Genomic DNA, 18,071 nt, shown 5'->3' with positions numbered 1-18,071 from the left:
CCGGCCGTGCCCCGCCCGCGCGGACGGCACCGGGCCCTGTGGTCCGGCCGCGTCGGAGACCGGGCCGCCCTCCACGTGCCCCAGGAGCTGAAGGAGCTCAGGGCCGGCCACCCGCGCCCTGCCCGCCTGGGGCCTGCGCGCCGAGTACTGGATCGAGGGCGACGGCCGGGAGTACGGCGTCGACACCACCGGGTCGGGCAGCTATCTGCGCCTGCGCACCGGCCAGGTCCGCTTCTACCCGATCGACGCCCCCGAGAACCGGGCGCACTGCTCGGGCGGCGAGTACCGCATGGGGCTGCGCGACGGCCGGGACCCGGTGGAGCCGGTCCCCCTGGAGGAGGTCCCGCCCCTGGTCCTCTCCGAGGTGCTGCGCGACGTCGGCCTGTTCGTCGGCGTGGCCAGCGTCGGCAACGATCCCACCTGGCAGGACGGCGGCCCCGGGGGCCGATTCCGGGAGTACTGGACGTCGTACGGCTTCGGCGAGCTGAACCAGGGCGCGCGGACCCGCCGGGCCCTGCTGGAGCGGCTGGTCCCCCGGCTGGCGATAGCCGACCGGTGCGCCCTTGAGGGCCGCTTCCTGCACGTGCGGGGCGAACGCCACACCTGCAAGATCCACCTCGGCTCGGGCAACATCCTCATGACGCCGGACGACCGGTACCTGTGCGTCGTCCCGAAGCCCGACCCGGCGACCACGGGGGCCGGTTACCTGCCCTACGAGGGCGACCGGACGCCGGCGGTGATCCTCGGCAAGGCGATGCTGCTGGCCGACGACACGGCCATCACGGACCCGACGATCCTGAGTCAGCTCTAGCTCTGATCAGGCGTCCGCTTCGCACGGCCGGCCTCGAGGATCTCGGCCACGTCCAGGGTGACCTTGGCGCCGATGGAGTCGGGGAGGGTGACCGACTGGCCGGGGGAGTGGAAGCGGTGGGTGGCGTACTCGCTCTCGACCGGGTCGGTCAGGACGTGGACGCGCTGGTGCTTACGGTCGACGACGACGTAGACGGGGACCTTGGCCTCGGCGTAGGCGGCGACCTTGGTCTTCAGGTCGTTCTTCCAGTTGCTGGAGGTGACCTCCAGCACGAGGCGGAAGCAGACCGGGTCGTAGGAGTTGTTCTCGATGAGGTGGTCGTCGACGTCGGCGTCCACCACCGCGAGGTCGGGGACGGCGTAGTCCTCGGTGTCGGTGGGCAGCCAGAGGCCGATGCCTTGGAGTACTTCGGTTTCCCCGCCGTGCAGCCCGGCTGTGACGAAGGGGAGCATGAGCGTGGTCAGGGCGCGGGCGTGCGGGACGTCCGGTGGCGGGGTCACGAGGAGCTGGCCTCCGATGATCTCGACGCGGTAGCCCGGAAGACGGTCCATGAGACGGTTCGCCTCCGCGATCAGCGGACGCTCGTCGTGGGGCCGCTCGACGGATGCTGCGGACATCGCGTGCCTCCTAGGGGCTGGTGTCGAGACCATCATCGTAGGGCGGGAGACGCCCTCACGTCCGTCCCGGCCGCGTTCACCCGAAGGTGTGGCATATGCCAGAGGGCCCCTTCTCCGGCGGAGACGGGGCCCTCGCGGACGTACGGCGACGGACGTCAGAAGCGGCGCGTGATCAGCGCACGCTTCACCTCGGCGATCGCCTTGGTGACCTCGATACCGCGCGGACAGGCGTCCGTGCAGTTGAAGGTCGTGCGGCAGCGCCACACGCCGTCGCGGTCGTTGAGGATCTCCAGGCGCTGCTCGCCGGCCTCGTCACGCGAGTCGAAGATGAAGCGGTGCGCGTTGACGATGGCCGCCGGGCCGAAGTACTGCCCGTCGTTCCAGAACACCGGGCACGACGTGGTGCAGGCGGCGCACAGGATGCACTTCGTCGTGTCGTCGAAGCGCTCGCGGTCCTCGGCGCTCTGCAGCCGCTCGCGCGTCGGCTCGTTGGTGTCCTTCGTGATCAGGAAGGGCATCACGTCCCGGTACGCCTGGAAGAACGGCTCCATGTCCACGACCAGGTCCTTCAGGACCGTCAGGCCCTTGATGGCCTCGACCGTGATCGGCTTCTCGGGGTTGATGTCCTTGATCAGCGTCTTGCACGCCAGGCGGTTCTTGCCGTTGATCCGCATGGCGTCGGAGCCGCAGATGCCGTGGGCGCAGGAGCGGCGGAACGTCAGCGTGCCGTCCAGATCCCACTTGATCTTGTGCAGCGCGTCCAGGACGCGCTCCTTGGGGTCGATCTCCAGCTGGAAGTCTTCCCAGGTCGCCTCGGCCGAGATCTCCGGGTTGAACCGGCGGATCCGCATCGTGACGGTGATGTAGGGGGAGTCGGCGAAACCGGGCTCGGGGGATCCGGCCGCGTCCGCCTTGTCCAGAACAGGGGTAGCCATCAGTACTTACGCTCCATCGGCTGGTAGCGGGTCTGGACGACCGGCTTGTAGTCCAGACGGACGGTCTCGGAGCCGTCGGCGCCGACCTCGCGGTACGCCATCGTGTGGCGCATGAAGTTGACGTCGTCGCGGTTCGGGTAGTCCTCGCGGTAGTGCCCGCCGCGGGACTCCTTGCGGGCCAGCGCGGAGACGGCCATGACCTCGGCCAGGTCGAGCAGGTTGCCCAGCTCGACGGCCTCGAGGAGGTCGGTGTTGAACCGCTTGCCCTTGTCCTGGATGGCGACGTTCCGGTAGCGCTCGCGCAGCTCGGCGATCTTCTCGACCGCCGTCTTGATCGTCTGCTCGGTGCGGAACACCATGACGTTGGCGTCCATGGTCTCCTGCAGCTCACGGCGGATCGTGGCGACCCGTTCGTTGCCGGTGGAGGACCGCAGCCGCTCGATCTGCTCGACCACGAGGGACTCCGGGTTCTCCGGCAGCTCGACGAAGTCGGCCTTCTGGGAGTACTCCGCCGCCGCGATACCGGCCCGCTTGCCGAACACGTTGATGTCCAGCAGCGAGTTGGTGCCCAGGCGGTTGGCGCCGTGCACGGAGACACAGGCGACCTCGCCGGCCGCGTACAGGCCCGGGACGACGGTGGTGTTGTCCGCCAGGACCTCGCCCTCGACGTTGGTCGGGATGCCGCCCATCGCGTAGTGCGCGGTCGGCTGGATCGGGATCGGGTCCGTGTAGGGCTCGATGCCGAGGTAGGTCCGCGCGAACTCGGTGATGTCGGGCAGCTTGGCGTCCAGCTGCTCCGGCGGGAGGTGGGTCAGGTCCAGGTAGACGTGGTCGCCCTCGGGACCGCAGCCGCGGCCCTCGCGGATCTCCGTGTAGATGGAGCGCGAGACGACGTCACGCGAGGCGAGGTCCTTCATGACCGGCGCGTACTTCTCCATGAAGCGCTCGCCGTCCTTGTTGCGCAGGATGCCGCCCTCACCACGGGCGCCCTCCGTCAGCAGGATGCCCATGCGCCAGATGCCGGTCGGGTGGAACTGGAAGAACTCCATGTCCTCCAGCGGCAGCCCGCGCCGGTACACGGCCGCCTGGCCGTCGCCGGTCAGCGTGTGCGCGTTCGACGTCACCTTGAAGAACTTGCCGGTGCCGCCGGACGCGTAGATCACGGCCTTCGCCTGGAAGACGTGGATCTCGCCGGTGGCCAGCTCGTAGGCCACCACACCGGCGGACTTCTTGACGCCGTCGACCTCGGAGATCAGCTGGTCCAGGACGTAGAACTCGTTGAAGAACTCCACGCCCTCCTTGACGCAGTTCTGGTACAGCGTCTGGAGGATCATATGGCCGGTGCGGTCGGCCGCGTAGCAGGAACGGCGGACCGGGGCCTCGCCGTGGTTGCGGCTGTGACCGCCGAAGCGGCGCTGGTCGATGGTGCCGTCCGGGGTGCGGTTGAACGGCAGGCCCATCTTCTCCAGGTCGAGGACGGAGTCGATGGCCTCCTTCGCCAGGATCTCGGCGGCGTCTTGGTCGACCAGGTAGTCACCGCCCTTGACCGTGTCGAAGGTGTGCCACTCCCAGTTGTCCTCCTCCACGTTGGCCAGCGCGGCGGCCATGCCGCCCTGCGCGGCGCCCGTGTGGGAGCGGGTGGGGTAGAGCTTGGTCAGCACGGCGGTGCGGCTGCGCTTCGTCGACTCGATGGCCGCGCGCATGCCCGCGCCGCCGGCGCCGACGATGACGGTGTCGTACTTGTGGATCTTCATGATTCTCGCAGCCCCGTGCCTAGCGGATGTTCGGGTCGAAGGTGAAGATCACCAGCGTGCCCAGCAGGATGGTGAACACCGTGGCGGTGTACAGCAGGCCCTTGAGCCACAGGCGCGTGTTCGGGCGCTCCGCGTAGTCGTTGATGACCGTGCGCAGGCCGTTCGCGCCGTGCAGCATCGCCAGCCACAGCATCAGCAGGTCCCAGACCTGCCAGAACGGGGAGGCCCAGCGGCCGGCCACGAAGGCGAAGCCGATCTTGGAGACGCCGCCGTCGAGGACGAGCTGGATCAGCAGGTGGCCGATGACCAGCACGACCAGGACGATGCCGGACAGGCGCATGAACAGCCAGGCGACGAGCTCGAAGTTGCCCCGGGTGCTCTTCGGGGTCTTCCTGGTCCGCTTGCGCGGGGGCTCGATGACCGGTGCCGGGTTGTCGACGGAGTAGAGGGAGTCGCCCTCGACGGGGCCGACGCCCGAGGCGGAGGTTTCAGTCGTGGACATTGGCGTCAGCTCCCGAACAGTTCACGAGCGGCGTGGCCGAGCACGGGGTAGACGGCCCCGATCATCAGCACGGCCCACAGGGCGACGACGGCCCAGAGCATCTGCTTCTGGTACCGGGAACCCTTGATCCAGAAGTCGACGGCGATGACACGCAGGCCGTTGAGCGCGTGGAAGAGGATGGCGGCGACGAGGCCGTACTCCAGCAGCGCGACGATCGGCGTCTTGTACGTGGCCACGACGGTGTCGTAGGCCTCGGGGGACACGCGCACGAGGGCGGTGTCCAGCACGTGGACGAACAGGAAGAAGAAGATGAGGACGCCGGTGACTCGGTGAGCCACCCAGGACCACATTCCTTCCCGGCCGCGGTACAGCGTTCCAGCCGGCACGGAAGTTTCCTCCGGGAGCGGGGTTCGGGGCCGCGCCGGCTTTCCTTGTCGGTCGGGCCCGGCCGGGTACGGTCCACCGGCCCCCAGCATCGTAGCGAGGTGCCGGCGCCGGCCCTCGGCGGGGTCGGGCAGGCGTGATCGAACTGGCATGGAAAGGGGTACGGACGGGCTATCGCGGCCACCGGGGCGGGGCGTGCGGCTACCCGCCGGGTGCGGTGCCGTTGCGGCGGTTCGCGCAGCTCCCCGCGCCCTCGGCCATGTCCGCCAGCCGTTCCTTCGCCAGCCGGCGGAGTTCCTCGGCCGCGACCGCGCGTTCCTCGTCCGGATCGTTCGCCAATCGTGACCGGATGTCCTCGAGGATGCGGTCCAGGGTCTCCTCGGGAGGCACGCCGCCGAGACAGATGACGAACGAGTGTCCGAATCTCGTCTCGTAGGCCGTGTGGGCCGCGTTCAGGGCCGTGTGGGCCGCCGAGTAGGTGTCCGCCGGGATGGCGGGCAGGGCCTCCGCCGCCAGGGCTCCGGCGAGTTCCTCGGGGGACAGGTCGTACGCCGCCTCGTCGGAGGCCGCCAGGAGGGAGGCCAGGTCGGGGTAGGGGCGGTGGCCGGCGACGAGCAGGGCCCACCGCGCGCTGTGCAGGCATGCCAGAAGGGCGCGCTCGGCCTCCGGTGCGGGAGCGGTGTTGAACCGCTCCAGCGCGGAGGGGGTGCCGGGCGCGCCGCGGGACTGCCCGGGTATGGCCACTCGGTCGGGGAGGTCGGGTAAACGGTGCGCAGGCAGCGTGGTTCCTCGTGGACGTCGCGTGTGTGCCGGTGGAAGAAGCTGTGAGAGTTCTGACGCCACGTTATCGAGTGAGGCCGAGACCTGTCCGTTCGGTACCCCACATTCACTCGGACGGCAGAGTTTGGGAATGGCTCGTCGACGCCCTTCACCCGAACGGGTCGTACGGTGGCGGGGTGAGTCAGCACAGGCACCGCGGCGGGCGGCACGGACAGCACAGGCACCGCGGCGGACAGCACAGGCAGCACAGGCGTCGGGCGGCGCGGACGGCGAGGCGGCGGCGGGTGCTGGTCGTGGCCGTCGTCGCGGGCGCGCTGGCGGCCGTGTCCGGCGTGAGCCTCGGACTCTGGGCGGCCTCGGAGGACGACTCCAAGAGCTCGACGGCGTCCTCCGCGGCGGACCCCGCCGGTCCGGACGAGGCCGCCGGTACGGCACCGGGCCCCACCCGCTCCCACCCCCTCTCGAAGGCGCCGCGCACCATACCCGCCGTCCGCGAGCACACCGCCGAGCGCGGCCCGGGCTGGCGCCCCCGGCGGGCCCACCGGGTGGTCGTGGCCGATCCGGCGCTGGCCGACGAGGGGCGGCTGATCGCCGGCGAGCTGGGGCTGGCGTACGCGGGGGAGAAGGACGACCGGCGCGCCGGGGACCTGCGGCTGGAGCTGGACCGCGACGCGGGCGCCGGCCCCGAGTCGTACACGATGACCGTGCGGGGCGGCCGGGTGACCGTCGGCGCGCCCGGCGAGGCGGGCGTGTTCTACGGCACCCGCACGCTCAAGCAGGCCGTACGCGCGGACGGGGCCGCCCCCGAGGGCGTGGTGCGCGACGAGCCCGCCAAGCAGCGGCGCGGGTTCATGCTGGACACGGCGCGCAAGCACTTCACCGCGGGCTGGATCGAGGACCGGATACGCGAGCTCGGGGACCTGAAGTTCAACGAGATCGGCCTGCACTTCTCCGACGACCAGGGCTTTCGCATCGAGTCCGACTCGCACCCGGAGATCGTGTCGGCGGACCACCTGACCAAGGCCGAGGTCAGGAAGATCGTCGATCTCGCGGAGAGCCGGCACATCACCGTCGTCCCCGAGATCGACTCGCCCGGGCACCTCGGCGCGGTCATCGCCGCCCACCCGGAGCTGCAGTTGCGCAACGCGAGCGGTGGCGCGGTGCGCGGCGCGATCGACATCTCCCGGGCCGGGGCCGCCGAGATCGTCGACGATCTGCTCGACGAGTACGCCGGGCTGTTCCCCGGCACGCAGTGGCACCTCGGCGGCGACGAGTACCAGGCGCTGGTGGTGTCCGACCCCGAGGCGTCGTTCCCGGGCCTGGCCGCCGCCGCGCGGCGGAAGTACGGCCCCGGCGCGACCGTGGAGGACCTGACCACGGGCTGGCTCAACGACCGGGCCGCCACCGTCCGCGCCCACGACCGCACCCTCCGCGCCTGGAACGACGGCTTCTTCCGCGACACGTCGGTGCGGGCCGCGAAGGACATCCGGGCCGCCTACTGGACCGGCAAGGAGATCGGCGCGCGGCAGCCCGCCGAGTACCTGGCCGAGGGCCGCGAGGTCGTCAACTACAACGACGAGTTCCTCTACTACGTGCTCGGGGAGCCGCAGACCTTCGTCTATCCGACGGGGCGGCGGATCTACGAGCAGTGGACGCCGCTGGTGCTGCGCGGCACCACCCCCGTCCCCGAGCGGTACGACGACCGGATCCTCGGCGGCTCCTTCGCCGTCTGGTGCGATCTGGCCGGCTCCCAGACCCAGGACCAGGTCGCCGCCGGGATCCGGCTGCCGCTGCGGGCCACCGTGCAGAAGCTGTGGAATCCGGAGCGGCCCGGGCTGTCCTGGGCGGAGTTCCGCGCCCTGGCGGGCGAGCTGGACTGAACGCCGCCCCCGGCCCTCTGGCCGAAAACCTCACCCTCTTCCGCCTCCCGGGCCGGCTCGGCGTGATGCCCGGGTGACACTCCCGGGCTCTCGCACGCAGTAAGGGGAAATGCGGGTCCCGTCAGGGATGGCGTCCGGGGAACGGCCTCATCGGGGGCCCGGGACGGCCCGCGGAGGAGGCGTGGATGAGCCTGGTGGAACTGATCGCAGAGGCCGACGAACGCGGACTGGCCGTCAGCGGGCTGGCTTGTTTGGATCGGTGCGTGCCCTTGCTGGGCGGCGACGACGAGGTGCTGCGGCCGCTGTGGGCGAGCCTCGCGGAGGACGCCGCGGCCGGCGACTGGGCGCCGCGGCTGGAGCGGACGCGCGGCACGCTGGACGCGGCGGCCGACGGCGGGGGCGAGGCCGCGGCGCTCGCACGGCGGATGCTGGACGCCGCCCCCGCCCGGTGGTCCGCCGCCGCTCTGCGGACGTGGGCCGACGGCTGCTCGGTCGCCGCGCTGCGGATCCACCGGCTGCTGGACGGCGCCGCCGCCGACGCGGCGGACCTCGACGACGCCCGCCGCGCGGGCCGTGCGGAGGGCCTCTCGCCGCTGCTCGCCGCCGAACTGCGCCGCCAGATCGCGGTCCTGGAACTGCTGTCCGCCCACGGCCCGGCGGGACTGCGCGGAGCGCTGGAGGTGTCCACGGAGGGGCGACGGGTGCTCCGCGCCGTCGTGTCCCGCCGCAGCCGCAGGGCCGGCTGAGAAACGGGGCCGCCCGGACCGGGTGGGACCTGTGACCGTCCTGCGGGGGTCCTGCGCCGGTTGCGGGAACGCCCCGGCCGCGGGTGACGAAACGCTTCGCCGGAGCGCTCTTCAGAGTGTGACTACTGTGACGACACAGCAGGAGACCAGGCCCTCGGCGTCGGCGAAGCCGGTCCGCTGGGCGGCGGACGCGGTGGCGGCGATGCGTGAGGGGGCACGGCTGCGCCTCGACTACTCGGCGCGCAGTCTGTGGAGCGTCGACCGGATGATCGAGGAGATACGCCAGGAGGCGGCCCCCTACGAGGCCGTCGAGCTGGTGCTGCGCGGGTTCGGCGCCTACGCGGGCGAGGTGATCGCCCGTCAGGCCGGCGGTGAGTGGTGGTCCTCCGGCGGCGACCACTGGGTCCGCACCCCCGACGGCCGGCTCTGGGACCCCATCGAGGAGGCCCGGCGCTGCTACTCGGGCGACGGGTCCCTGCGCCTGCTGTGCCGGGACGCGTCCGGCGGGGCGGCCCGGGCCTGACCCGATGCCGCCCCGCCGCGACCGGATCCGTGAGTCACCCGCTCCCGCGCGGGGCGGCCCGCTCGGACGTGCCGCACGGCGCGGGTGAGGACCTGTGACATTTTCGTGGCGCGGAACGCTGATGACCATGGGGGCGTGGACGCCATTGGACGTGCTCACGCCAAGCGAGAGCCATGCGCCACGCGCTCTGTACGGACGAGGACAGTTCTTGGGCCACGGAGGGGAACCCCGCCGCGCACAGGCGTACGACGGGGAACTGGGGACGGCCGTCGCGCGGGCCCAGAAGGGGGACGAGGCCGCCTTCGCCGTGGCCTACCGGCTCGTGCAGCCGGGACTGCTCACCTATGTGCGCGGGCTGGTCGGGGACGACGCCGAGGACGTGATGTCGGACGCCTGGCTGGAGATAGCCCGGGACCTGAACAGGTTCAAGGGCGACGGGGCCGGGTTCCGGGGCTGGACGGCGACCATAGCCCGGCACCGGGCGCTGGACCATCTGCGCCGGCAACGGGTGCGGCCCCGGCCGTCGGTGCTGGAACAGGACGTACTGGACCTCCCCGGGCCCCAGAGCACCTACGACCAGGCCATGGAGGCCATGTCCACCGAGTACGCCCTGGAGCTGGTCGGCGGGCTGCCCCGGGACCAGGCCGAGGCCGTGCTGCTGCGCGTGGTCGTCGGACTGGACGGCCCGGCCGCCGCCCGCGTCCTGGGCAAGCGGCCGGGCGCGGTGCGGACGGCCGCGTACCGGGGCCTGAAGCGCCTGGCCCGGCAGCTCGGCGCCGAGGGTGTGACGGATGAGGCGTCGCGGACGCTGGGTGAGTCGACATGAAGGCCGGCCGGGACGGCGTACACGCCGGGCGGTACGGCGGCGTCCGACGCGGGCCGGCCGCATCCGGCGGCCCACGACGGTCCACGGCGGCTCCTTCGGGCCGGTGGCCGAACAGGCCGGACATGCGGAATGCAACCGAACGTATCCGTCGGTCCGGGCGGTGCCGCTCGGGCGGAGGGACGCGCGGGCGCGGCGGACCGTGGGCATCAGGTGAATCGAGCAGGGACGGGAACGGGCATGGGCGAACGGCAGAACGACGACGGGCCGGCCGGCCGTCGGCGTGCGCACCCTGAGGGCGCGCCGCCCCTGCGGAGCGGCCCGGGTTCCGTCCCCGGCGGGCGCCGCGTCGTCGACGCCGCCGGCCTGGAGGCGCTGCTCGCCGCCGCGTTGATCCGCGACGGCGTGGACGCCGGGGCCGAGCAGCGGGCCGTCGCCGCGTTCCTGGCCGCCCGGGAGGAGGCCGCGCACCGGGCGCGCACCAGGTGCCGGGACGACTGGCGGGCCCGCCGGCGGCTCGGCGGCCACTCGCTGAGGGCGACGCTCTCCATGGTGTTCGCCGGACTCACCCTGAGCGGGGTCGCGGTCGCCGGCATGGGAGTGGCGGGCTCGTCCTCGGACGGCCCGGCGAAGGACGACAAGCCCTCGCACGTCCCCTCGCAGGTCCCCTCCCGCGGCACCGCTCCGTCGTCCCGGGCGCCCATCGGCGCGGGCCCCGGCCAGGCGCACCCTCCCGGCACCGCCGGCGACACCACGGCCCAGTGCCGTGCCTACGAGCAGGCCGAGGGGCGCGGCGAGGCGCTGGACGCGACGGCCTGGAAGCGGCTGATCCAGGTCGCGGGCGGTGCGGCGAAGGTCGACGCCTACTGTGCCGAGCGGCTGGAACGGGCCACGGCCGAGGCACGTCCCGGGGACACCGCGGCCCCGGGGACGGAGGACACCGGGCAGCCGGGCCGGACCGGACGCGGTTCCGCGGGCACCGTGGGCGCCGGCGCCTCGGGTGGCGTGGGCGGTGGGTCGGCCGCGGGTGCGGGCAGTGTCACGGGTGACGTGGGCAGTGGGTCGGCCGCGGGCGCCGGCGCCTCGGGTGGCGTGGGCGGTGGGTCGGCCGCGGGTGCGGGCAGTGTCACGGGCGGCGTGGGCGATGGGTCGGCCGCGGGCGCCGGCGCCTCGGGTGGCGTGGGCGGTGGGTCGGCCGCGGGTACGGGCAGTGTCACGGGCGACGGGGCGGCCGCCGGTGCGGTGAGCGACTTCACCGGCAGTGCGGCCGGCAGTGCGGCCGGTACCGCGTCCGACGCCGGGGAGACGGCCGCCGGGCCGGGCGCCAGGGACCGGTGACCCACCGCTCGACGCCTGTCCTGCCCGGAAGCCGGTGATCAGCCGGGACGCGGGGTCCCGGGTTCGCGCACGCGCCCGCACGGCTGCCGCCGTGGCAACGGCCGAGGCCGCCACCCCCCACAGGAGAGGCCCCGGCCGTCGCGCGGCACGGGCCGCGCGGCGGCCCGTACTTTCTACAGCGCCATGAGTGCGTTTTCTGTCACACCCTCCTGTGTCACGGGTCGGTTGCATCTTGGACGGACATGGACGGGGAGAGGTATCAGGTCGTAACGTGCCTTTCGCGCCGAGCCGCCAGGACAAACGACCACAACAGCCACCAGCGGTCTCGAGGCCGCAACCACCATTTTCGGCAACGACGAGGGCGAGCGACCCGGTCCGCGAGAGCGGCGCCGGCTGAGGCGCAGAGAGGCACGCGGTGCTGGGGGACGACGCGGAGCTGACCACCGCGGTACGAGCGGCACAGGACGGGGACGAGACCGCGTTCCGGACCGTGTACCGCGCGGTGCAGCCGCGGCTGCTGGGATACGTGAGGACACTGGTCGGCGAGCCCGACGCCGAGGACGTGACGTCCGAGGCCTGGCTGCAGATCGCCCGTGACCTGGAGCGGTTCACCGGTGACGCGGACCGCTTCCGCGGCTGGGCCGCCCGTATCGCCCGCAACCGCGCGCTGGACCACATCCGCATGCGCGGGCGGCGCCCCGCGATCGGCGGCGACGAGACCGAGCTCACGGGACGGGCCGCCGAGTCCGACACCGCCGGCGAGGCCATCGAGGCGCTGGCCACCGACGGCGCGTTCTCCCTCATCGCCCGGCTGCCGCAGGACCAGGCGGAGGCCGTCGTCCTGCGCGTGGTGGTGGGCCTCGACGCCAAGACCGCCGCCGAGACGCTGGGCAAGCGTCCCGGCGCCGTACGGACGGCCGCGCACCGGGGCCTGAAACGGCTGGCGGAACTGCTCGGTGACGATCCGGAAGCACGTGCGGAACCCGCCGGGGCGCTCGGTGCCCTTCCACCCCAGAGGGGACCACGCCGTCGTACGGTGAGGTCCGCGAGTGTGACGCAGGTGCGAACGCGGACGCAGAAGGACATGTGATGGCCGACGAGCAGTACAGGTGGCTGGACCGCGAAACAGCGGAGCGTCTGCTGGGCGGAGAGCCTCCCGAAGCTGCCGAACCCGTCGCCCGTGACCAGGCCCGACGGCTCGCCGCGACCCTGCGCGCGCTCTCCTCCCCGTTGTCGGCGGACGGCGGGGAACTCCCCGGGGAAGCCGCCGCGCTGGCCGCCTTCCGCAAGCTGCGCGAGGAGCGGGACGGACCGGCCGCCGGGGACACGGGCGCCGGCCACCACGCCGGAACGCGGCCCCCGGAGCTCGGACCGGTCCGTATCGGCGCCCCGGGCGGTGATCGTTCCGGCGACGGGGGCGGCCCGCGCCGGATGCGCCCCCTGCATCTCGGCCTGGCCGCGGCGCTGGCCGTCGGCATGGCCGGTGGCGTGGCGGTCCTGGCCGGAACCGGGGTCCTGCCGATGCCGTCCGACGGCTCCCGCTCCGACCCGGCCGCCTCCGTCACGGCCACCGGTACGCACCCCGAACGTCCGCCGCTGTCGCCCTCGCCGACGACCGGCGCGGCCCCCGGGGACCGGCACCCGGAGGGTGCCGCCGGTACGGCGGGAAGCCGGGACGGGGGGGACGCGGGCGCGGACGGGGGCGACCCCGCGACCCGTTCCGGACGCGGGAAGCAGCTGGCCTCGGCCTGCCGCGCGTGGCGCGACGGCGAGGGACCGCACGGCGAACGCAGGCGTCTCCTCGAGGACGCGGCCGGCGGCCCCTCCCGCGTCGCCGACTACTGCGCGGGCGTGCCGGCCGCGGGCGACACGGCCGGCACCGGTTCCACGGCCGGTACGGACACGGACGAGGGAGCCTCCCCGGGCAACGGCAATGGCGGCGGCACCGGCAACAGCAGCGGGAACGGCAACGGCACCGGCGCGAGCGGCAACGGCGGCGGGAACAACAACAGCGACAAGGGCGCCCAGGGAAGCAGCCAGGGGAATCAGGGGAGCCGGGGGAACCAGGGGAACGCGGGCGGCCAAGGGAACCAGGGGCAGGGGAAGCAGGGAGGGAAAGCCTGATCGACCGCCTCCTGACCTGCGCATTTATCAACCAGTGAAACTTTTCCGTCGACAGGTGTGACATTTTTGGCCGTCGTGACGCAGTAATGAGTGAGCCGACTGGTCATCGGCCGTCGCACGGAGCCGGGGTTCCCCCCGTACCCACGGCTCGTGCACCACGGCGCGGGCGGGACTCGTTCCCCCGGTCCCGCCCGCGCCCCATCGCCCCTTCCCCGTGCACGACTTCACCAGTGCACGACCACCTTGTCGCCGTCCCGCACCTGCCCGTACAGCCGGGCGACGGCCCCCTCGTCCCCTACGTTGACGCAACCGTGCGAGGAACCGGCGTACCCCCGTGCGGCGAAGTCGGCCGAGAAGTGCACGGCCTGGCCGCCGCTGAAGAACATGGCGTACGGCATGGGCGAGTCGTAGAGCGTGGACACGTGGTGCCGGGACTTCCAGTAGACGTGGAAGACGCCTTCGCGGGTCGGGGTGTACTCGGAACCGAAACGGACCGGCATCGTCGACACCGTGCGCCCGTCGATCATCCACCGCAGGGTGCGGCTCGACTTGCTGATGCACAGCACCCGGCCCGTCCGGCAGCGCGCGTCGGGCGCGTCGGCCGGCTGGCCGCCCATCAGGTACAGCTCCCACCGGCCCGGTTCGCGCGTCATGGCGAGCAGCCGCTGCCAGGTGACGGTGTCGGTCACCCCGGTCACCGGCAGTCCGCGCCTGCCCTGGAAGCCCCGGACCGCCTTCGCCGTCGGCTCGTCGTACGTCCCCGTCGGCCCGTGGAAGATCCAGGCGACCTGGCGCAGCCGGGCCTGCAGTTCGCGTACGGCGCGACCGGAGGCTCCGGGGGACCACAGCACGCGCGGTGGCCGCCGCGTCGACGGAGCACCGGGAGCGGACGGGCTCCCGCCGCCGTCGGGAGCCCGTGACGACGGCGGGGACGGGCTCCGGCCCGGCACCTCCACGCGCACCGGCGGCCCGCCGCCGCTCCCGCCCGCGCCGGCGGGCTGCACCGTGCAGCCCGCCGCACCGCCCGTCAGGGCGGCGAGCGCCGCGAGGGCGGCGACACCCTTCCTCCCCATGCCCTTCCTCCCCATGCCCCTGCTCCCCACACCGGCCCCCTGTCGTCCCACCGGCCGCGCCCGGTTCCCACCTCCGATGTACCCAGGAGGTGACGGCTCCCGAACAACGGGGCATCGTGGTGGGTGACGGGACGGCCACCACCGGAGCGGGCACTGTGAGCGGGATCCCGCCGACGCTGTGAGGAAGGTCCCAGCGGGGTCCCCTCCACCGGGCCGCACGCGCACCGCTACAGTCCGTCGAAAGTCGGCCTGTACTGCCGGACACGTGGCGGGCGACGGGCGGGCAAGTCGAGCAACGCTGCTCAGCGGGAGGCATCACAGCATGGCGCGCGAGTCGGAGTCCGGACTGCCCATCGAGCCGGTGTACGGGCCGGAGTCCCTCCGGGGGTGGGACCCGGCGGAGAAACTGGGTGAACCGGGGGCGTACCCGTTCACCCGCGGCGTGTACCCGTCGATGTACACGGGCCGCCCCTGGACGATGCGCCAGTACGCGGGTTTCGGCACGGCGACGGAGTCGAACGCCCGTTACCAGCAGTTGATCGCGAACGGCACGATGGGGCTGTCGGTCGCCTTCGACCTGCCGACCCAGATGGGCCACGACTCCGACGCGCCGATCGCGCACGGCGAGGTCGGCAAGGTCGGGGTGGCGATCGACTCGGTCGAGGACATGCGGGTGCTGTTCGACGGGATCCCGCTGGACAAGGTGTCCACGTCGATGACGATCAACGCCCCGGCGGCGCTGCTGCTCCTGCTCTACCAACTGGTGGCCGAGGAGCAGGGCGTGCCCGCCGACAAGCTCACCGGCACGATCCAGAACGACGTGCTGAAGGAGTACATCGCCCGCGGCACCTACATCTTCCCGCCGAAGCCGTCGCTGCGGCTGATCGCGGACATCTTCAAGTACTGCCGGGCCGAGATCCCGAAGTGGAACACGATCTCGATCTCCGGCTACCACATGGCGGAGGCGGGCGCCTCGCCGGCGCAGGAGATCGCGTTCACCCTCGCGGACGGCATCGAGTACGTGCGCACGGCGGTGGCGGCCGGCATGGACGTGGACGACTTCGCGCCGCGGCTGTCGTTCTTCTTCGTGGCGCGGACGACGATCCTGGAGGAGGTCGCCAAGTTCCGCGCGGCGCGCAGGATCTGGGCGCGGGTGATGCGCGAGGAGTTCGGCGCGAGGAACCCCAAGTCGATGATGCTGCGCTTCCACACGCAGACGGCCGGGGTGGCGCTGACGGCGCAGCAGCCGGAGGTCAACCTGGTGCGCGTCGCCGTCCAGGGGCTGGCGGCGGTGCTGGGCGGCACGCAGTCGCTGCACACCAACTCCTTCGACGAGGCGATCGCCCTGCCGACGGACAAGTCGGCCCGCCTGGCCCTGCGCACCCAGCAGGTCCTGGCCTACGAGACGGACGTGACGGCGACGGTCGACCCCTTCGCCGGCTCCTACGTCGTCGAGAAGATGACCGACGACGTCGAGGCGGCCGCGCTGGAGCTGATGCGCAAGGTCGAGGACCTCGGCGGCGCGGTCAGCGCCATCGAGCACGGCTTCCAGAAGAACGAGATCGAGCGCTCCGCCTACCGCATCGCGCAGGAGACCGACGCCGGCGAACGCGTCGTGGTCGGCGTCAACCGCTTCCAGCTCCAGGAGGAGGAACCCTACGAGCCCCTGCGCGTCGACCCCGCCATCGAGGCCCAGCAGGCCGAGCGCCTGGCCGGCCTGCGCGCACGACGCGACCAGGCGGCCGTCGACACCGCCCTGGCCGCCCTGAAGAAGGCCGCCGAGGGCGACGACAACGTCCTCTACCCGATGAAGGAGGCCCTCCGCGCCCGCGCCACCGTCGGCGAGGTCTGCAACGCGCTCCGCGAGGTGTGGGGCACGTACGTCCCCTCCGACGCCTTCTGACCCGGGAGGGGCGCCCGACGGCCGGAACACGACGCCGGGTGCCGTACCGTCGTGCGACACTCCCTCCATGTTCGGTGTCGTCGACCTTCCCACCTACCTCGCGGGCCTGATCCTCATCGTCCTGCTGCCCGGGCCCAACTCGCTGTACGTCCTCTCCGTCGCCGCCCGCCGCGGAGTGCGGGACGGGTACCGGGCCGCGGCCGGAGTGCTGTGCGGGGACACCGTGCTGATGACGCTGTCGGCCGCCGGCGTCGCCTCGCTGCTCCAGGCGAACGCCGTGCTGTTCGGGATCGTCAGGTACGCGGGCGCCGGCTATCTGACGTGGCTCGCCGTCGGCATGCTGCGCGCCGCCTGGGGCCTGTGGCGGGCACGGCGGGACCGGGACCTCGTCGAGACCCCGGCCGGGCCCGGGCCCGGTGAGCGTCCCTACCGCCGGGCCCTGGCCGTCAGCCTCCTCAACCCCAAGGCGATCCTGTTCTTCGTCGCCTTCTTCGTGCAGTTCGTCGACCCGGGCTACGCCTACCCGGCGCTCTCCTTCGTCGTCCTGGGCACCCTCGCCCAGATCGCCAGCGTGCTCTACCTCAGCGCCCTGATCTTCGGCGGCACCCGTCTCGCCGCGGCCTTCCGCCGCCGCCGCCGGCTCTCGGCGGGCGCGACCTCGGCGGCAGGCGCCCTGTTCCTGGGCTTCGCGGCCAAGCTGTCGCTGGCCGGCGGCTGACGGCCCGTCAACGCGCGCCGAACCGGGCCAGGTACTCCGGCAGCCCGGCCGCCGTCTCCCCGGCCCAGCCGACGTAACCGTCGGGGCGGACGAGGAACAGCCCCGCGCCGTAGCGCTCGGGGGCCGGTGCGGACACCACCCGGACCGCCTCGTACGCCCCGGCGCGCAGGGCGGCGGGCCGGGTTCAGGCAGCCCGCAGGAAGGCCGAGAGGGAGGCCTTGCCGAGGTAGGTGAAGCGGGTGTCGCCCGTGAGGTGCTCGTCCAGCGCCTGCTCGATGCCCGGCCACTTGGGGTCGCCGAAGTCGTCCAGGACGACGATCCCGCCCGGGGCGGCGATCTCCTCCGCCCACCGCAGGTCCTCGGCGACGCCCTCGGCGGAGTGGTCGCCGTCGACGACGATCACTCCGTAACGCCGGTCCGAGACGGCCGCGCGGGTCTCGGGGTCCTCGGAGAAGCCCCGCCGGATCCGGGCGGCCACGCCCGCCGGACCGGCCAGGGCGAGGTTGGTGCGCACGGCGAGCTCGTCGACCGGGGCGCCGGAGGGGTCCGGGCGCCGCGGGGTGCCGGGCTGGAGCTGCACACCGGCGAACGGGTCGACGATCGTCACGCGGGGGCTGCGGCCGTCACGCTCCATCATCCGGATCAGTCCGGCGGAGAACATGCCGTACAGCGTGCCGATCTCGAGGATCTCGTCGTTCGGCGGGTCGAGCAGGGGGATCGTGCCGAGCTTGCCGCAGATGTTCATGGTGCCGCCGGCGATCCGGCCGACCCCGAGCGACTCCAGCCCGATCAGCAGCCGGTACGCCGTCGCGATGTTGCGGAGGGCGGCGTCCCGGTCCCCGGCCAGCTCCGCCACCTCGGACTGCAGCCGGTTCAGCGGGCCGGGGCTCACGATCCGGGAGAGGCCGCGCCCGGGCGAGCCGAGCAGCAGGTCGAGCGTGAGCTGCTGGCGCTTCACCGTCTCGGCGGTCTCCCGCTGCTCCTCCCTGACCGCCGCGTCCGCGGCGGCGGCCGCGCGGAGCCGCCGGTCGATGCGCTGGTCGATGAGGTCGGCGATCGGGCGCAGCAGCCGCCGGGATGCCGAACTGGTGAGCAGGGAGCGGGGATTCATGGATCCGGAGACCTCGATCCGTCGGAAGCTCGGGGTGAGTGGGGTGGCT

At 72.8% G+C, this 18,071-nt stretch carries 17 protein-coding genes and 2 pseudogenes; 10 read left to right on the top strand and 9 right to left on the bottom strand.

Features of this window, described 5'->3' with window-relative positions:
• Positions 1-103: 103 nt before the first annotated feature.
• Positions 104-811: pseudogene (locus tag ACF07S_RS02560) on the top strand (hypothetical protein); the annotation flags it as partial.
• Here the strand turns inward: ACF07S_RS02560 and ACF07S_RS02555 are convergent.
• From ACF07S_RS02555 to ACF07S_RS02530, 6 genes are all read right to left on the bottom strand, one after another.
• Complete coding sequence (locus ACF07S_RS02555) at positions 808-1,428, bottom strand: Uma2 family endonuclease (protein ID WP_391961671.1); 621 nt, start codon at positions 1,426-1,428, stop codon at positions 808-810. The pseudogene ACF07S_RS02560 and the gene ACF07S_RS02555 overlap by 4 nt on opposite strands.
• A gap of 155 nt (positions 1,429-1,583) precedes the next feature.
• Entirely contained in the window at positions 1,584-2,363 is a 780-nt protein-coding gene (locus ACF07S_RS02550) for a succinate dehydrogenase iron-sulfur subunit (RefSeq protein WP_391961670.1), read from the bottom strand.
• Positions 2,363-4,117, bottom strand: coding sequence for a succinate dehydrogenase flavoprotein subunit (sdhA, locus tag ACF07S_RS02545; RefSeq protein WP_391961669.1), 1,755 nt, complete (start codon positions 4,115-4,117; stop codon positions 2,363-2,365). Before sdhA ends, ACF07S_RS02550 begins: the two co-directional genes overlap by 1 nt.
• 19 nt (positions 4,118-4,136) lie before the next feature.
• Positions 4,137-4,619, bottom strand: coding sequence for a succinate dehydrogenase hydrophobic membrane anchor subunit (locus ACF07S_RS02540; protein ID WP_391961668.1), 483 nt, complete (start codon positions 4,617-4,619; stop codon positions 4,137-4,139).
• A gap of 5 nt (positions 4,620-4,624) precedes the next feature.
• Positions 4,625-5,005 carry a succinate dehydrogenase, cytochrome b556 subunit gene (gene sdhC / locus ACF07S_RS02535; RefSeq protein WP_391961667.1) on the bottom strand — a complete coding sequence of 127 codons (381 nt, stop codon included), beginning with the start codon at positions 5,003-5,005 and terminating at the stop codon, positions 4,625-4,627.
• 199 nt (positions 5,006-5,204) lie between these two features.
• On the bottom strand, positions 5,205-5,741 hold the full coding sequence (locus ACF07S_RS02530) for a 2-oxo-4-hydroxy-4-carboxy-5-ureidoimidazoline decarboxylase (protein WP_391973330.1): 537 nt from the start codon (positions 5,739-5,741) through the stop codon (positions 5,205-5,207).
• 329 nt (positions 5,742-6,070) lie between these two features.
• Here ACF07S_RS02530 and ACF07S_RS02525 point away from each other — a divergent pair, with 329 nt between their 5' ends.
• The 7 genes from ACF07S_RS02525 (at position 6,071) to ACF07S_RS02495 (ending at position 13,217) form a co-directional block, all read left to right on the top strand.
• Positions 6,071-7,663: a glycoside hydrolase family 20 protein gene (locus ACF07S_RS02525; protein ID WP_391961876.1), complete on the top strand. Its 1,593-nt coding sequence runs from the start codon at positions 6,071-6,073 to the stop codon at positions 7,661-7,663.
• A gap of 185 nt (positions 7,664-7,848) precedes the next feature.
• Entirely contained in the window at positions 7,849-8,409 is a 561-nt protein-coding gene (locus tag ACF07S_RS02520) for a hypothetical protein (RefSeq protein WP_391961666.1), read from the top strand.
• 127 nt (positions 8,410-8,536) lie between these two features.
• Complete coding sequence (locus tag ACF07S_RS02515) at positions 8,537-8,932, top strand: hypothetical protein (RefSeq protein WP_391973251.1); 396 nt, start codon at positions 8,537-8,539, stop codon at positions 8,930-8,932.
• A 208-nt stretch (positions 8,933-9,140) separates the two neighbouring features.
• A complete protein-coding gene (locus tag ACF07S_RS02510) occupies positions 9,141-9,758 on the top strand; it encodes an RNA polymerase sigma factor (RefSeq protein WP_391961664.1) in 618 nt (205 codons plus the stop codon).
• Positions 9,759-9,995: 237 nt separating this feature from the next.
• Positions 9,996-11,093, top strand: coding sequence for a hypothetical protein (locus ACF07S_RS02505; RefSeq protein WP_391973250.1), 1,098 nt, complete (start codon positions 9,996-9,998; stop codon positions 11,091-11,093).
• A 415-nt stretch (positions 11,094-11,508) separates the two neighbouring features.
• Positions 11,509-12,183, top strand: a complete 675-nt coding sequence (locus ACF07S_RS02500; protein ID WP_391961662.1) for an RNA polymerase sigma factor — start codon at positions 11,509-11,511, stop codon at positions 12,181-12,183.
• Positions 12,183-13,217 (top strand): hypothetical protein, encoded by a 1,035-nt coding sequence (locus ACF07S_RS02495; protein WP_391973249.1) that lies wholly within the window; start codon positions 12,183-12,185, stop codon positions 13,215-13,217. The genes ACF07S_RS02500 and ACF07S_RS02495 overlap by 1 nt, the downstream gene beginning before the upstream one ends.
• 224 nt (positions 13,218-13,441) lie before the next feature.
• Here ACF07S_RS02495 and ACF07S_RS02490 read toward each other — a convergent pair whose 3' ends face one another.
• Positions 13,442-14,290, bottom strand: a complete 849-nt coding sequence (locus ACF07S_RS02490; protein WP_391973248.1) for a L,D-transpeptidase family protein — start codon at positions 14,288-14,290, stop codon at positions 13,442-13,444.
• 322 nt (positions 14,291-14,612) lie between these two features.
• Here ACF07S_RS02490 and ACF07S_RS02485 point away from each other — a divergent pair, with 322 nt between their 5' ends.
• Together ACF07S_RS02485 and leuE are read left to right on the top strand one after the other, a co-directional pair.
• A complete protein-coding gene (locus ACF07S_RS02485) occupies positions 14,613-16,193 on the top strand; it encodes a methylmalonyl-CoA mutase (RefSeq protein ID WP_391961659.1) in 1,581 nt (526 codons plus the stop codon).
• A gap of 67 nt (positions 16,194-16,260) precedes the next feature.
• Positions 16,261-16,911, top strand: coding sequence for a leucine efflux protein LeuE (gene leuE, locus ACF07S_RS02480; protein ID WP_391961658.1), 651 nt, complete (start codon positions 16,261-16,263; stop codon positions 16,909-16,911).
• 7 nt (positions 16,912-16,918) lie between these two features.
• Here leuE and ACF07S_RS02475 read toward each other — a convergent pair.
• Both ACF07S_RS02475 and ACF07S_RS02470 read right to left on the bottom strand, forming a co-directional pair.
• Positions 16,919-17,062, bottom strand: a pseudogene (locus ACF07S_RS02475) (hypothetical protein); the annotation flags it as partial.
• Between the two features lie 33 nt (positions 17,063-17,095).
• Positions 17,096-18,022 (bottom strand): class I SAM-dependent methyltransferase, encoded by a 927-nt coding sequence (locus ACF07S_RS02470; protein WP_391961657.1) that lies wholly within the window; start codon positions 18,020-18,022, stop codon positions 17,096-17,098.
• Positions 18,023-18,071 lie beyond the last annotated feature (49 nt).

Origin of the sequence: Streptomyces sp. NPDC016640 (assembly GCF_043076215.1) — a bacterium.
In the GTDB taxonomy this organism is placed as follows: Bacteria; Actinomycetota; Actinomycetes; order Streptomycetales; family Streptomycetaceae; genus Streptomyces.
The sequence above is the reverse complement of the archived record's forward strand: the minus strand, read 5'-3'. Positions and strand labels throughout refer to the sequence as shown.